14 protein-coding genes are annotated in these 16,214 nt (G+C 43.7%); 4 read left to right on the top strand and 10 right to left on the bottom strand.

Annotated features, from left to right (window positions below; genetic code table 11):
• The first annotated feature begins 208 nt into the window (after nt 1-208).
• Nucleotides 209-1,492: a citrate synthase gene (gene gltA, locus DFP80_RS05765; RefSeq protein ID WP_113915864.1), complete on the top strand. Its 1,284-nt coding sequence runs from the start codon at nt 209-211 to the stop codon at nt 1,490-1,492.
• Between the two features lie 80 nt (nt 1,493-1,572).
• On the opposite strand, the gene DFP80_RS05760 is transcribed toward gltA, so the two are convergent.
• Nucleotides 1,573-1,803 (bottom strand): hypothetical protein, encoded by a 231-nt coding sequence (locus tag DFP80_RS05760; protein WP_113915863.1) that lies wholly within the window; start codon nt 1,801-1,803, stop codon nt 1,573-1,575.
• A complete protein-coding gene (locus DFP80_RS05755; RefSeq protein WP_113915862.1) occupies nt 1,804-2,889 on the bottom strand; it encodes a DUF2066 domain-containing protein in 1,086 nt (361 codons plus the stop codon).
• Nucleotides 2,890-3,005: 116 nt separating this feature from the next.
• On the opposite strand from DFP80_RS05755, the gene purM reads away from it, so the two are divergent.
• The 3 genes from purM to DFP80_RS05740 are packed head-to-tail and all read left to right on the top strand — an operon-like array spanning nt 3,006 to nt 5,468.
• Nucleotides 3,006-4,064: a phosphoribosylformylglycinamidine cyclo-ligase gene (gene purM / locus DFP80_RS05750; RefSeq protein ID WP_113915861.1), complete on the top strand. Its 1,059-nt coding sequence runs from the start codon at nt 3,006-3,008 to the stop codon at nt 4,062-4,064.
• Entirely contained in the window at nt 4,061-4,714 is a 654-nt protein-coding gene (gene purN / locus DFP80_RS05745; protein WP_113915860.1) for a phosphoribosylglycinamide formyltransferase, read from the top strand. Before purM ends, purN begins: the two co-directional genes overlap by 4 nt.
• Nucleotides 4,715-4,727: 13 nt before the next feature.
• Nucleotides 4,728-5,468 (top strand): DUF3108 domain-containing protein, encoded by a 741-nt coding sequence (locus tag DFP80_RS05740; RefSeq protein WP_113915859.1) that lies wholly within the window; start codon nt 4,728-4,730, stop codon nt 5,466-5,468.
• A gap of 27 nt (nt 5,469-5,495) precedes the next feature.
• On the opposite strand, the gene DFP80_RS05735 is transcribed toward DFP80_RS05740, so the two are convergent.
• From DFP80_RS05735 to DFP80_RS05700, 8 genes are all read right to left on the bottom strand, one after another.
• A complete protein-coding gene (locus tag DFP80_RS05735) occupies nt 5,496-6,071 on the bottom strand; it encodes a molybdenum cofactor guanylyltransferase (RefSeq protein ID WP_113915858.1) in 576 nt (191 codons plus the stop codon).
• A gap of 14 nt (nt 6,072-6,085) precedes the next feature.
• Nucleotides 6,086-7,102, bottom strand: a complete 1,017-nt coding sequence (locus tag DFP80_RS05730; RefSeq protein WP_113916045.1) for a glycosyl transferase family protein — start codon at nt 7,100-7,102, stop codon at nt 6,086-6,088.
• 14 nt (nt 7,103-7,116) lie between these two features.
• Nucleotides 7,117-9,816, bottom strand: a complete 2,700-nt coding sequence (locus tag DFP80_RS05725; protein ID WP_113915857.1) for a nitrate reductase — start codon at nt 9,814-9,816, stop codon at nt 7,117-7,119.
• A 304-nt stretch (nt 9,817-10,120) separates the two neighbouring features.
• Nucleotides 10,121-10,453: a nitrite reductase small subunit NirD gene (gene nirD / locus DFP80_RS05720; RefSeq protein WP_113915856.1), complete on the bottom strand. Its 333-nt coding sequence runs from the start codon at nt 10,451-10,453 to the stop codon at nt 10,121-10,123.
• A gap of 4 nt (nt 10,454-10,457) precedes the next feature.
• Nucleotides 10,458-13,028 carry a nitrite reductase large subunit NirB gene (gene nirB / locus DFP80_RS05715; protein ID WP_113915855.1) on the bottom strand — a complete coding sequence of 857 codons (2,571 nt, stop codon included), beginning with the start codon at nt 13,026-13,028 and terminating at the stop codon, nt 10,458-10,460.
• Between the two features lie 60 nt (nt 13,029-13,088).
• Entirely contained in the window at nt 13,089-14,330 is a 1,242-nt protein-coding gene (locus DFP80_RS05710) for an NAD(P)/FAD-dependent oxidoreductase (RefSeq protein WP_113915854.1), read from the bottom strand.
• Nucleotides 14,323-15,171, bottom strand: coding sequence for an ABC transporter ATP-binding protein (locus tag DFP80_RS05705; protein ID WP_113915853.1), 849 nt, complete (start codon nt 15,169-15,171; stop codon nt 14,323-14,325). The genes DFP80_RS05710 and DFP80_RS05705 overlap by 8 nt, the downstream gene beginning before the upstream one ends.
• Nucleotides 15,172-15,210: 39 nt before the next feature.
• A complete protein-coding gene (locus DFP80_RS05700) occupies nt 15,211-16,182 on the bottom strand; it encodes an ABC transporter permease (protein WP_113915852.1) in 972 nt (323 codons plus the stop codon).
• Between the last annotated feature and the right edge of the window lie 32 nt (nt 16,183-16,214).

Genomic DNA, 16,214 nt, shown 5'->3' with positions numbered 1-16,214 from the left:
TACATAAAAAACACCAACGCCTTGACTTTACCTCACATTTCAGTTTTGTCAGATAATTACAAAATTACGCAGCTTAATGTAAATAGAGTGCAAATGAACAAGATTGACTTTTATAGTCTAGAGACAGTATTTTTTCCGCACCTTCTGAGCTAGGTAGGGTCAAACAATAACTAAATAGCTCCGAATCAGAATACGAAGGAGACCATAAATGGCTGATAAAAAAGCGACACTCAACGTGGACGGAATCGATCAAACAATCGAACTTCCTGTTCTTTCAGGCACTCTAGGCACAGACGTTATCGACGTTCGAGGCCTAGGCGCCAACGGTGTATTCACCTACGATCCAGGCTTTATGTCTACCGGCTCTTGTGAATCCTCTATTACGTTTATAGATGGGGACGCTGGAATCCTTTTGCATCGTGGCTACCCTATAGCTCAACTTGCAGAACATTCAGACTATCTAGAGACATGCTACTTGTTACTTTATGGGGAACTTCCTGATAAAGACCAAAAGGCAGAATTTGAAAAAACGGTTGGAAAACACACCATGGTGAACCAATCGATGCACAAATTCATTGAAGGCTTTAGAAATGATGCTCACCCAATGGCAATTATGTGCGGACTAGTAGGAGCATTATCCGCTTTCTACCAAGACCACATGGATATCACCAATTCTAAGCATCGTGAAATCGCGGCTTTCCGCCTAATTTCTAAAATGCCGACCTTGGCAGCAATCTGCTACAAGTACTCAAAAGATCAGCCTGTTATGTATCCACGTAACGACCTATCTTATGCAGAAAACTTCTTGTACATGATGTTCGCTACACCATGTGAAGACTACAAAGTTAATCCTGTTTTTGCGAAAGCAATGGATAGAATTTTCATCCTTCACGCGGATCACGAGCAGAACGCATCGACGTCTACAGTGCGCTTAGCAGGTTCATCAGGTGCTAACCCATTTGCGTGTATTGCTGCTGGCATTGCAACTCTTTGGGGACCCGCTCATGGCGGCGCCAACGAAGCTGTACTGACCATGCTTGAAGAAATCGGTGACGTTGAAAATATCGATGAATACATAGCAAAAGCAAAAGACAAAAACGACCCATTTAGATTAATGGGCTTTGGTCATCGTGTTTACAAAAATTTTGACCCGCGCGCAAAAGTTATGCGCGAAACCTGTGATCAAGTCTTAGAAGAATTAGGTCAATCTAATGACCCATTACTAAAAATTGCAAAACGCCTTGAGCAAATTGCACTAGAAGATCCATATTTTGTAGAGCGTAAACTTTACCCTAACGTGGATTTCTACTCTGGCATCATAATGAAAGCCATTGGCATCCCTACGAGTATGTTTACCGTGATTTTCGCTATGTCTCGTACTATTGGTTGGATTTCTCACTGGAATGAAATGATCAGTGGGGCATATAAAATTGGTCGCCCTCGTCAATTGTATGTTGGTAAGCCAGAACGTGATTACCCAGCTAAAAAGTAATATATTATTAAAATGTATTATAAAAAAACGCGCCTTAAGGCGCGTTTTTTTTGGCCAAAGCCTGATGCAAAAACGAAGAGCTACTCTTCATCCTCTTCGACGATCTCTGTCACAGTCGAATTACCACACTTAATACAGTCGCCTTCTATCCAAACTCGATCATTACTTTCAAACTCCTTAGGATTAATCATACCTAAGTCCACTTCCATACAGTGATTACACCAAGTCTGTGCTAAAAAATCATTTTGCTCCTCCACTGGACGAGCAGAAAAATCTCGCTCTATAATTTTTTCATCCAATAGATCTACCATTTAATTTACTCCACTATATTGGTAAGACGCAACACGGTTTGCGTCAGGGTCTAAAGCATTTAACGGCGCATTAATCAGCAAACGACTGAGCGATATACTATTAAATAATTTCTGTTTATCGCCATCAATCTCAATAGAAAATTCAACTTTATTACCATTAACTTGAGCCAGCATGACATCTCGAACAACGCCGATGCTTTCAAAATAAGACTGTACTTTATTCATAATACTGTAGTTTGTCACACCCACGACCTGGATATTCACTTTACTAGCAGAACCACCGTTACGCACCGAAGCATAACGAGAAGAGAACACTTTTGCTAAATCTGAGCTTGCCTGACTAATTAAGTCATCGAGGCTTTCACCACGCAAAACAAATCGTTCTGTTGCACCATTTTTCAGCAGCACTAACAGATTCCCCCCCATTTGCCCTGCATAATTACTGACTCTCATAGCGGCAACAGAGTCGGTCTGATAACGTTTACTAGCATTCAAAATACTGTCTTCAAAGAACCCCCATACATCAGACACAGCAAGGCTTCGCTTATCCACATCATCAAGCAAAGGGGCATAAATAGGAACGCCTATTTCACTTGCAGATTGAGCCAATTTATTTAGCGCATCTGACGGTTCTTTTGTGCCAGATAATGCTCTAACACCATTATTTTCATTGACCAACCAAACTAAGACTGAAGGACGATTATCCCCCCAAACCGGCAAATTATTTTGTGACAAATAATCATCAATCGATTCTTGATAAAAGACCACTTTAATTTGTTTACCTGGCACCAACCCATCATCGAAAGGCAACAACTCACTAAGCGACGCAACAGAATGTTGCGCAACCCAAGTTGGCGCTTTCTTTTGAGCTTGCCCCAAAAGATCGCCGGTAATGGCGTTTTTATCGCCCGACACCTTTATCAACACGTCTTCAACAGCCAAACCAATGGCTTTATTTAGCATTTGCGCCTCAGATTGTGTTACTGGCAACTTAATTTCAGCACTATATAACCCCTGAACAGGGACCGCATAGGCTGACGAAATACAAAAAACACTGATTAGTAGTAAAAATATACGAGAATTCATAACCCTTCCTTCGTTTATTTGCCTATTCTACTGTCTTAATTGCAAAGAACCATAGCCCTAATGCGCCACTATGCTAAAATGCCTTTTTTTCCTCGTACCATGATAAGGCATAGGCAATGACCAAGTCGGATAAACCATCCATTAGTTATAAAGACGCAGGCGTTGATATCAACGCTGGTAATCAACTTGTTGAACGTATTAAAGGCGTAAGCAAAAAAACTCGTCGCCCTGAAGTAATGGGTGGTCTGGGTGGCTTTGGTGCTTTGACACGCCTTCCAACAAAATACAAAAACCCTATTCTTGTTTCTGGCACCGACGGTGTTGGCACTAAGCTTCGTCTTGCGATGGACCTTAACCAACATGACACTATTGGGATCGATCTGGTTGCCATGTGCGTTAACGATCTAGTCGTTGCCGGCGCTGAACCACTATTATTTCTAGATTACTACGCAACTGGCAAGCTAGATATTGATGTGGCTGCAAATGTTGTGACAGGTATTGGCGAAGGCTGCCTACAAGCAGGTTGTGCACTCGTTGGTGGTGAAACCGCTGAAATGCCTGGCATGTACCACGACGGTGATTACGATCTAGCTGGCTTTTGCGTTGGTGTGGTTGAAGAAGGGAATATCATTGACGGCAGCAATGTAAAAGCGGGCGACAAATTGATTGCTTTAGGCTCATCAGGCCCGCACTCAAACGGTTATTCACTAATTCGCAAAATTCTTGAAGTAAGCAAAGCGGATCTTAATCAAGATATCGAAGGGGTTACTTTAAAAGACGCGCTAATGGAGCCAACTCGTATTTACGTTAAATCCATTCTTAAATTAATGGAGTCCATTTCTGTGAACGCCCTAGCTCACATTACTGGTGGCGGCTTACTTGAAAACATTCCTCGCGTTCTCCCTGAAGATGCGGCGGCTCGTATCGATGCAGCAAGCTGGAAACGCCCTGCTGTGTTCGATTGGTTGCAAGAACAAGGAAATGTTGAGCAAGAAGAAATGTACCGTGTTTTAAACTGCGGTGTGGGCATGGTACTTTCTATCGATGCAGAAAAAGCAGATGAAGCACTTTCTATTTTGAAAGCAGAAGGTGAAAATGCTTGGATTATTGGTGACATCTGTCCTCGTAATGGTGGAGAAGAAGTTTTAATCTCTGATTTAGAGACGCAGGCATGAGTTTTCCGATCGTTGTCTTAATTTCTGGCAGCGGTAGTAACTTGCAAGCTTTGATTGATCAAAGCTTGCAAGGATTACTTAATATCAACATCTGCGCTGTTATTAGCAATAAGGCAGAAGCTTATGGTCTAGAACGTGCCAAGGTAGCAGGTATACCGACGCATACACTTAATCATAAGTCGTTTGATAGTCGAGAAGAATTCGATGCTGAGCTGCAAGCACTTATCGATCAATACCAACCAAAGTTGGTTGTTCTCGCTGGATTTATGCGTATTCTAACTGAAACCTTTGCGAAACATTTTGAAGGTAGAATGTTAAACATTCACCCCTCTTTGCTTCCAAAGTATAAAGGCTTGAACACACACCAGCGTGCAATTGATGCAAACGAAAAAGAGCATGGAGTATCGGTACACTTCGTTAGCCCAGAACTGGATGCAGGCGCGGTTATTCTTCAAGCAAGCACGGAAATCGCACAAGAAGAAACGGCCGAAACCTTAGCTAGCAAAGTTCATTCTTTAGAACATATTATCTATCCACTGACCGTTAAATGGTTTAGTGAAGGAAGATTAACATTCCATGACGGAACAGCTTTTTTTGATAAGGATGCACTACCTGAAAGTGGCATTCTATATAACGAAGCTCTAACATGATGTAGGAGAAAGCATGAGAACTCGTAAAACCCCAATATTTTTAATGGCCACTTTTATGAGTATTACCATGCTTTCTCTTTCTTCTATGAAGGCAAATGCTACCGAACCCACATCACAAAAAACCTTCCTCAAACCTTATTCTGCTGTTTATAGCACCATCTGGAAAAAAGGCATCAGCCTAAAAGTTGAAGGCAAACAAACCTTATCTAAAAAAGTGGATGATCTGTGGCACTTTGTGTTTACCGCAGACAGCATGATTGCATCACTTAATGAGTCATCAACTTTCTACGTTAAAGACCATCAAATCATTCCCCAAAAATACGAATACAAAAGCTCAGCGCTAGGGAAAAAAAGAAGTGCTGTGCTCACTTTTGACTGGGAAAATAACCTTGTTCGCAACGATATAAAGGATAAGCCTTGGAATCTTGCAATCAACCCAAACACATTGGATAAACTGTCTATTCAGCTACAAGTTAGACAAGATCTAAAAATGGGTAAAAATGAATTCGACTATCAGATTGCAGATGGAGGCTATATTAAAAACTGGCGTTTCAAACGTGAGAAAATGGAAACTATCGAAACCAAGCTTGGTCGAGTCTCTGCGATTAAAATCATCCGTACCGACAATCTAGAGAAAGGCAAAAAGACCTCATTTTGGTTTGTTCCAAAATTTGACTACCTATTGGTCAAATTAGAACATAAAGAAGATGGTGAGTCTTACCGCTTGGACATTGAATCTATGAGCCAATCCTAAAAAATTGCTTATACCCACCTTTCAAATTTAAACCAGCTCGTCAGGCGTATTCACATTCAGTAATTCCTCACCATTTTCCCAAACAACCGATTGACAACCAAACCACTCATAAAAGCTTAACACACTATAACGCTGCCCTTGGTCTAAAAAATACTTAAGAGCAGCCAGCCCATGCTCAACAGGTAATATGGCATGCAAGGGATGAGTTCCCGACACTCCACTTAAATAACAGATCTTTTCTGGATTCGATAAGGCCGCTTCTTTTAGCTCCTCAAACGCTTCTGCGCTAATGCGAGGCGTATCACAAGGAGAGATCAATAAGTGCGTTGTTTGCACAAAGGCCAAACAAGTCAATAAGCCAGACAACGGCCCTTTTCCTTGATAACCTTGATCATCAGCAACCACCTCAAAACCAAGCTTTGCATAAGCTTCGAGGTTTCGGTTGGCATTTATAAATACGCAATCAGACACTTGCTGCAAAGCTCGCCCTACCGACAAGGCCATAGGCTCATTTTGAAACAATAGCAAACCTTTGTCCTGACGCGACATTCGCTCTGCTTTTCCACCAGACAATACCGCCGCCGATAAGGAGATAAACGCCATACAACTTTCTCTTTCTACAAAACCGAATCAAAATACGTTTTATCTCGTCTGGTCCAAATGTCATCAGCCAATACAAGACACTCTTCATGGGAAGTCACACCATAAAGAAGTCCAGCAACTGACGCAATGGTTTGCCGTACCGCTTGCTCACCAAATTGATCGAGTTGCTCTCCACGCCAATGATCTGTCAATCGCGACAAATCCAAATTGTTTTTTAAGCGCTTATGTTCTTTTTCAGCTTTAGGCCACTCAGACCAAGTCGCCACATCATTTTGCCATTTTCCCAAAGTAACATCACGCTCTGGATTTACTTCTGCTTCACCATTTCCGCCACGAAACACCAACACGGATGCATCCCCCAATTGCTCACAGGCCGAAAGATGTAACTGATCATAGCCACGATGAAATACACCATGAACACTGTGATCAGAAAAAAATGGATTCATCATACGCACCACAGTATTCACTGGCGAACGCAAACCTAACACGTATTTTAGATCCATCATGTTGCCTAACGATTTGTCTATCGCAATCAGCGGCATATAAGCAAAGCAATTTGCCTCAAGCTCTTGTTTTAGCTGACCTCGAGAATGACAAACAGGCAAGCCTAATTGGCTAATGACGTGCTCCACATACATTCGATTTTCTCCTTCAAAAGTATGTCCGTGCATCACAATCCTTACACCAGTATTGGCGAGTGCTAGCGCCGCTAGTAAAAACCAAGGTAATTCATTGCGCTTACCAGCATAAGCAGGCCAATCCAAATCGACTTTAATTCCCAATACTTCTTTTTTCGATAAATAGTCTCTAGTCGCCTTGGTAAAGCCTACTGTTTCTTCTACTGTCTCTTCTCGTATCCGAATGAGCATCCAGAAAGCACCCGATTGCTCAGGCGCTATATTGCCAGACAACATCAAACTCATGGCATGCTCGGCTTCCTCCACCGTCAAACTGCGTGCGCCCTTTTTGCCTCGCCCTAAAATTTTTACGTATTGAGTAAAGTCATTGGCTGTTCTAATTACCGTTCTCATAGTTGCTCTGCCAGTCATACCGATAACTCCGCTACAGAGGGAATAAAACGTTTTAATTCAGGAAGACAAGAACCGCAATTAGTACCGCATTTTAGCTTATCCCCTAATTCATCGACGGAACAAATACCCGACTCAACCGCCTTTTCAATCTGCTTGCTACCAACTTGATAACAGGAACAGACAATCTCGCCTTTGTCTTCAATATTTGCAGGAATGCCTACCAAAATAGCCAAACGGTCTTTTACTGATAGCGGCGTATTTATTACTAATCTAGAGATTAACCAATCAGCCATGATGGCTTCAGGTTGCGGATGTAAATACACAAGCAAGGTAAGTTTCTGACTGACTAACTTTGCCAAACGCATCTGCTGTGTGACGGGGTTCAAGTATTCCAGCCATTCTATTTTTTCCGCTAGCTCTTGATTCTGTTCTACATCGATCGATTTAAGCGAAGCTTGCGTTTGTCCATTCGGCCAAACGACTTCATAATGACAACCTTGCTCTGAAGGCACTTGGCACCAATATAAGCAGTCCGATAATACAAGCGGCACTGCTGAGACAATCAGGCCATAACAAATATCCGACACAGCTTCCAGCTGTACCCGAGCATGTTTTGACTCTGGCTGCCCTGACAACGGATCAACCACTTGCGGGATAAGGTTAGATATCACAGATGCATTGGCAAATTGTTGTGTCCAGTGAATAGGCGCAAACACATTACCAGGTGCAACCGCTCGACTCACTTTAGCTTTTAACAGAGCCTCTCCGTACAGTGAAGTAAGACGCACTAACGCTTTGTCTTTGATGCCAAGACGTTTCGCATCTTTGGGATGAATTTCCACATAAGGTTGAGCTGTGTGCTTAGCCAAAGAAGTGGCATCCCCTGTTCTTGTCATCGTATGCCATTGATCGCGGACTCGCCCGGTATTTAACGTAAAAGGCCACTCTTGTGAAGCTTGGCTCTTCGGCAAAACCGGTGTAATCGCAATAAATCTTGCTCGACCATCAGGTGTGAAAAAGTGCCCATCCCCAAACATACGTTTAGTGCCTTCTGACTTGCCTTTAGGCACAGGCCATTGCACTGGCGCCAAAGCATCGTATTCCGCCTGAGTTATTTGACTAAAGTGACCAATATCGAAATCACGCTTACCATTATTCTCAAACGTCGATAAAGCAGCATGCTCCGCAAAGATCTCATGAACATCTTGATAAGAAAAAGCCTCTTGAAAACCCAAACTTTTTGCCACTTCACAGATCGCCCACCAATCGTGTTTAGCCTCGCCCGGTGCTGGTAACAAACCTCGTTGACGCGAAATACATCGCTCTGAATTCGTCACTGTACCGTCTTTTTCACTCCAGCCCGTCGCAGGAAATAGAACATCAGCCATGGCCGTTGTGTCGGTATGTGCTTTGCAATCACTGACAATAACTAGGTCGCATTTTTCCAGAGCGCGTCGAACCTGCGCAGTATCCGGCAAGCTCACCATAGGATTGGTCGACATAATCCACACGACTTTAACTTTACCTTCTTCCATAGCCTGAAATAAGTCGACGGCTTTCAAACCATTTTCAGTAGCCATATTTGGCGCTTGCCAAAAGCGTTGCACCAAACCCTGCGCGCCCGGTGTGGCAAAATCCATATGTGCAGCTAACTGATTCGCCAAGCCACCAACTTCTCGCCCACCCATCGCATTCGGCTGACCTGTAATCGAAAACGGTCCTGCGCCCTCTTTACCAATACGTCCTGTCGCCAAATGACAATTAATAATCGCGTTGCATTTATCAACACCAGACGAAGACTGATTCACTCCCTGAGAATAAAACGTGACAGTCTTTGCTGTGTTGCGCCACCAGCTGGCTAAACGTTCTAGATCCTGCGCACTAATTTCGCAAAAGCCCGCCGTAAAAGACAAATTCGGTGTTGACTCATTGGCTTGCGCCAAAGCGACATCAAATCCTGTAGTGTGGTTATCAATAAAGTCATGGTCCAAAATGCCTGCTTGAGCAGAATCACTTACTAAGAAAGAAAATATCGCCGCATCACTGCCAGGTTTAATCGCTAAATGCAAATCTGCGATATCGCAAGTCGCGGTTTCTCGCGGATCTATCACCACAACTTTCATGCTCGGCCGTTGTTTCTTCGCAGCAGCAATTCGTTGATATAAAATCGGATGCGTCCAAGCCGCGTTTGATCCCACCATAATCAGTAAATCGCAAAGCTCTAGATCTTCATAATTACAGGGCACAGTGTCCGAGCCAAAAGCACGTTTGTACCCAACCACTGCGGACGCCATACACAGGCGAGAATTGGTGTCCACGTTGGCCGTCCCGATAAAACCTTTGGCTAGCTTATTTGCTACGTAATAATCTTCAGTAAGAATTTGACCAGAAAGATAAAAAGCAAAAGCATCAGGGCCGTGATCTTTTATAACTTGAGCGATTTTTGCGCTCACTGTCTCAATCGCCAATTCCCAATCAACTGGCTGACCATCAACCATGGGGGTTAATAAGCGGTCATCTGACTGGATGGTTTCAGCAAGACTGCTACCTTTTACGCACAAACGGCCAAAATTCGCAGGATGATCCACATCGCCAGAAACAGGTGGAACCGCTTCGGTTGCCGAGCGTGGAAGTGTTAAGTTGACGCCGCATCCAACACCACAATATGGACAGGTCGTTTTTCCACTCGTCACCGTCTTGATTGCTGTCGTCATGGAGGTTCCTCGCAGTTTTTACTTTTTTAAAAACAAAAAAAGGCCCAATCACTTTCCTAAAAAAGTGATTGGGCCTCGTTGCCTTTTGTAATATCTGTATGCTTTATATGTAAGCCATCGTCGGTTTACGGTGCATCAGTATTATTAATTTAGCAATAAGCAAGCCAACTTTAAAAAACACAGATAAAATACATCGAACCTTATCTCTTATAGCCTGGCAGCGACTCTTTCTGGACACTATTGATTTGTCACGCAACCAATAAAGCGCTTAAACAGTGCAGCCATGCGATACCATGCACCATTTTTAATTGATGGCAATAAACACGTCACCGTCCTCTAGTTTTGCCTGCCAATGAGGCACTGTAATATCCTCTTCAAGACATTGGCCCGACGCCAAGATAAAGTGCTGTTTATACAGTGGACTGGCCACCACCCATTGCTCCTGTAAATGTGCAACCAACCCTCGCGACAAGACATTGGCTTTGCCAACAGGGTCCCAATTACCAATAACAAACACTTTATTGCCTGACTCTGGAACATAGAAGATAGCTACTTGTTCGCCATTCACCATTGCAGCCACACCCGCACCTTCCACCAAATCCTCTTGCTTACAGATTAATTTCCACGGCATCGTCATCGTTTTAACCCACCTTTGCAATTAATTGCTGTTTTTCTACTTCCGTTGCTGGACGTATTTGATTACGTTCTTCAACAAAGACCACATTGCTATCACTTCCTTCATAATTCACAAATTGACGAAAGTTTTTCAATGCGTCGGGGTCTTCCAAGGTGCTTTTCCATTCGCACTGAAAAGTATCGACAACGTGCTGCATACGCGCTTCTAACTCACCACACAACCCTAGCTTATCGTCTATTACCACCTCTTTAAGATAGTCCAAACCACCTTCTAGTCCGTCCATCCAAACGGAAGTACGCTGCAAACGATCTGCCGTTTTGGTGTAAAACATCAATACTCGGTCAATGTATTTCACCAAGGTTTCATCGTCCAAATCTTTAGCAAACAAGTCTCCGTGCCGCGGCTTCATACCACCATTACCACACACATATAGATTCCAACCACCTTCTGTGGCGATCACTCCAATATCTTTACTCTGAGCTTCAGCGCATTCTCGCGTACAGCCAGACACGGCAAATTTGATTTTATGCGGGGAACGTAAGCCTTTGTAGCGATTCTCCAGATCAATCGCCATCTTCATACTGTCATTAACACCATAACGACACCAAGTACTGCCGACACAGGACTTCACCGTACGTAAGGATTTACCGTAAGCCTGACCCGTTTCAAACCCCGCTGCAATTAACTTTCCCCAAATCTCAGGCAATTGCGGTAAAGTAGCACCAAACAAATCGATACGCTGACCACCAGTTACTTTGGTATATAAGCCGTATTCTTTTGCCACTTCACCCAAAACGATTAACCTATCAGGCGTAATTTCACCACCGGGAATTCGCGGCACAATCGAGTAGGTTCCGTCTTTTTGCATATTAGCAAGGAAGCGATCATTGGTGTCTTGTAAGCTAATATGTTCTTTTTTCAATACATAATCATTCCAGACACTGGCTAAGATAGAGCCAACAGCAGGTTTGCAAATTTCACAACCGTGACCTTTGCCGTGTATTTTTAACAACTCGTCAAAAGTTTTGATCTCGCCAATCTTAACTAGGTTGTATAAGTCTTGTCGTGTGTAAGCAAAGTGTTCACAAATATCGCTACTCACTTCGACACCCAAGGCCAACAACTCGTTGTCGACAACTTTTTTCAATAACGCCGCGCAACCACCACACCCCGTTGCCGCTTTGGTTATGCCCTTTACATCACCGACAGATAAAGCTCCATTGCAAACCGCGTCGCTGATATCTTGCTTGGACACATTGTGACAGCTACAAATTGATGCCGTTGCAGGCAAAGCATCCACACCCAAGCCAATCGGTGCGTCGCCCATAGTAGGTAAAATAAGAGCCTGTGCTTGCTCCGGTAAATCAATCGCATTGAGATAATATTGCAGCAAGGTATCGTAATAACTGTTGTCGCCTACCAAAACAGCGCCCAGTAGCTTTTTGCCGTCTTCAGATACGACCATTTTTCGATAGCTCTGACTTAATTCATCTTGATAAACAAATACTTTGCAGCCTTGAGACTGACCGTGCGCATCACCAACTGAACCAACATCACAGCCCAAAAGCTTCAATTTCGTGCTCATATCTGCGCCAGTAAAAGTCACGCCAACACGCCCTAAAAAATCAGCTAACAAATGTTCTGCAGCGGATTTTGCCATCGCGTAACCCGGTGCCACCAAGCCAAAAACACGACCATTCCACAACGCACACTCGCCAATGGCATAAATATCGTCATCACTGGTTTGGCAGTGATTGTTCACGCTGATACCGCCACGCTCACCGACGGTTAGGCCTGATTGACGCGCCAAAGCATCTTGTGGCCGAATTCCCGCCGAGAATAAAATCAGGTCAGTTTCTAAATGAGAGCCATCAGCAAAATTCATACGATGAAAAGCCATCTCTCCGTCTACAATCTCTTTAGTCGCTGTGTCGGTATACACCTTCACATCTAGGCCTTCAATCATTTCTTTAAGAACCGCACCGCCCTTTTCATCCAATTGAACTGGCATTAAACGCGGCGCAAACTCTACCACACAGGTTTCCAAACCAAGATTTTTAAGCGCATTCGCCGCTTCTAACCCTAGCAAACCACCGCCGACAACCGTACCTCGTGTGACCTGTTTCGCACAGGCCCGGATGGCATCTAAATCGTCGAGAGTACGATAAACAAAGGTGTTCTCACGCTTATGACCTGGAATCGGCGGAACAAAAGGATAAGAACCAGTCGCCAGAACAAGCTTGTCATAAGACAATGAGTCACCTTTTTGCAAGATTAGCTGCTTAGTTTCACGGTTGATCTCGCTCACCAAGCTATTAAGAAAGTAACGCACACCATGTTCACTATATAAAGTGCCATCTGTCATAGCCAAATCCGCCGCACCTTTGCCAGTGAAATATTCACTTAGATGAACACGGTCATAGGCTAAATATGGCTCTTCACCAAACACCGTAATTTGAAATTCTTCATGGCCACCTTGAGCAATCATTTGCTCAACAAAGTGGTGCCCAACCATGCCATTACCAATGACAACGATGTGAGGTTTTTGGGTCAGAAAAGACACGGTAGAAATCATTGTTTTCCCCTTTGCAATATTAGTTTGCCTATTGGCTAGCAAGGTCTAAAACAACTTAATTCAGGCTACTTGAGGACAGCAATACGCTTCACCAAATATCAGTAAATCAAGTATGTCAGAGACATTGGTTTTATTTTGAATTAGCTGAAAATACCAGCTTCCATCGGCGACGTTGCCATAGAGAATTGCTCCAACCAGCAAGCCATCGTTGACCACCAGTTTTCGGTAATGATTTGCGCCAACATCTTTAAAAAAGATGCTGCTGTCGTCTTCTGAGGTATGAATTTTACCAACTGAAAAAAGGTTCACACCTGACACTTTTAACTTGGTTGGTGTGGGCTCTATAACAAACGCCGCCTCTTCTCCTGCTAGTGTCTTCATTAAGACATTAATTTGTGCCCAAATAGGGGCGACCAAACCGAAGGTCTGTTGGTCAAATTCACAACACTCACCCAGGGCATAAACATCAGCATGAGAAGTTTGCATCTGCTCATCGACTAAAATTGCCCGATTTGTTTCCAACCCAGCCGATTTAGCTAACGCAATTTCAGGCGAAATCCCTGCCGCCATTACAACCAAGTTGACTGCCAGCGGCTCGCCATTTTGACAAACCACATGGGACACTTTACCGTCATCTGTTTGTAAAAAAGAAGCTGGCGACTCACCAAGACGAAATTCAATACCCATTTGTTCAAGCCGATTAAGCAAAAGTCCGGCTGATTCTTCGTCTAGTTGTCGATTCAACAACCAATTCGAGCGATGAAAAACCACAACTTTATGGCCGCGTTTTGCCAGCCCCACCGCAGCTTCAAGGCCTAACAAGCCACCACCTACTACACAAATAGACTGGCAGCCTTTCAGCTGAGTCATGGCTTCTACATCATTCCATGTACGAAACCCCATTGCGTTAGGAGCAGATGCTCCCTTGATAGGTAATACACTTGCACGAGAGCCCGTCGCTAACACCAATTGGTCATACGTAATTGTCTGTCCACTGGATAAACGAATCCTTTTTGTCTCTAGATCCAGACTCGTTACAGGATCATTTGAATGAATCTGAACGCCATCATCTTGCATTTTTTGCGTATCGACTAATGGCATATCAGCAGGAGAAATATCATTCGCCAATAAAGAAGACAGCATAATTCGGTTGTAGCCAACGTTAGGCTCTTCTCCAATCAAAACGATCTGGAAAAAATGACCATATGTCTGCCATAAATCATTTGCCAACTTGCTGCCAGCCATCCCAGCGCCAACAATAACAAGACGGCGTTTATTCGCCTGATTCACCAAACTAGGCATTGGCAACCTTGACACTAGGGGCCGTTTTCTTGCTCTTAGCGGCGGCTTGAATAGGCTCTACTTTGCGTTGCTTTTCATACAAGAAAGTTAATACTTGAGTGCGGTAATCTACGTATCTTGGGTCATTCGCCAAAGCCAGACGATCACGAGGACGTTCAAGATCAACATGCAGGATCTCCCCTACTGTTGCCTCTGGCCCATTGGTCATCATCACAATACGGTCTGAAAGCAACACAGCTTCATCCACATCATGGGTGATCATAATCACTGTATTGTTAAGGTCTTTTTGAATTTCCATCAAAGAGTCTTGCAAGTGCGCACGAGTCAAAGCATCCAAGGCGCCAAAAGGCTCATCCATCAACAAGACACTCGGCTCCATCGCCAATGCTCTAGCAATACCAACACGCTGCTTCATGCCGCCTGAAATTTCATCCGGACGTTTGTCCGCTGCATGCGTCATATGTACCAACTCTAGATTATGCATAATCCAATCATGCATCTCTTTCTTAGATTTGGTTTTACGAAAAACCTGCTTTACCGCCAATTCAACATTTTGGTAAGACGTTAACCAAGGCAACAAAGAATGATTTTGAAACACCACTGCACGCTCAGGCCCCGGGCCTTTTACTTCTCGACCATCCAATAAAATTCCGCCCTCTGTCGCATCATACAAACCAGCCACTATGTTAAGAACCGTCGATTTACCACAACCTGAATGTCCGATCAGAGAGACAAATTCGCCTCTCTCTATTTTTAGACTGACATTATCCAGCGCTTTAAACGGCCCTTTTGGCGTTGGAAACTCAATTGAAATGTGACTGATGTCTAAATGTGTTGCCATGTTTCTCTCCAATCCAATCTGTTTGTAATGAAAGTCTACTTAGCGCAGTACCTGAGTTTTATCCCAAGAAACAAAACGCTGAATTGTCAGCATGACTCTGTCTAGCAAGTAGCCAATGAAACCAATCATCAACACCGCCACCATAATTCGACCTAATGAATTCGAACTACCGTTCTGAAATTCATCCCAAACAAATTTCCCTAATCCTGGGTTTTGCGCCAACATTTCCGCCGCGATCAATACCATCCAAGCAATACCGAGCGACAAGCGCAGGCCAGTAAACATCAGCGGAATTGCCGACGGAATGACGATTTTTATCACATGTGTCATCCAACCAAGGCGCAGTACTTTTGATACGTTAAGCAAATCCTTCTCGACAGCTGCCACCCCCACCGCGGTGTTAATCAAGGTTGGCCACATACAGCACAAGGTGACCGTAAACATAGACGTCAGAAAAGATTTAGAAAACATCGGATCATCCGACACGTAACTCGCACTCACCACCATGGTAACCAGAGGCAGCCAAGCCAGCGGAGACACAGGTTTAAAGACTTGAATAACGGGGTTTAACGCACTGTAAACAGAGCGATTTAGACCAATTAAAATCCCCAAAGGAATGGCGATGAGGCTCGCCAAACCAAAGCCAGCCAATACGGTATAAAGACTGGTAAATATTTGATCAAAAAAAGTAGGTTTGCCTGTGTAGTCTCTTAACTTACCAACATAACTTGGATCTTTGGTTTGTCGCTCAGCGATACGCACCTCTTGACGAACATAAAACTTGTCTTCTTTTACACGCTCTCTCTGATGCTCTGCAACGAGGCTGTTCCATTGTTGATAAACCACCACTGGACCAGGAAACTCACCCAAAGAGGTGTGAACTCGACTCGCTCCAACTTGCCATAACAAGATGAACACTAGAATGCCAAAAACAGGTAGCAAGATTCCCTTAAAAGAGAAAGCGCTAATTTTGTCTTTTAAAGAGGCCATAGTTACACTTGGTATCATCATCTATTTCTCACTTTATTTAACCCGTAAAGCGA

It is taken from the genome of Marinomonas rhizomae (assembly GCF_003315485.1).
GTDB lineage: Bacteria > Pseudomonadota > Gammaproteobacteria > Pseudomonadales > Marinomonadaceae > Marinomonas > Marinomonas rhizomae.
Note: the sequence above shows the minus strand (reverse complement) of the source record. Positions and strands in the feature narration are given on the sequence as shown.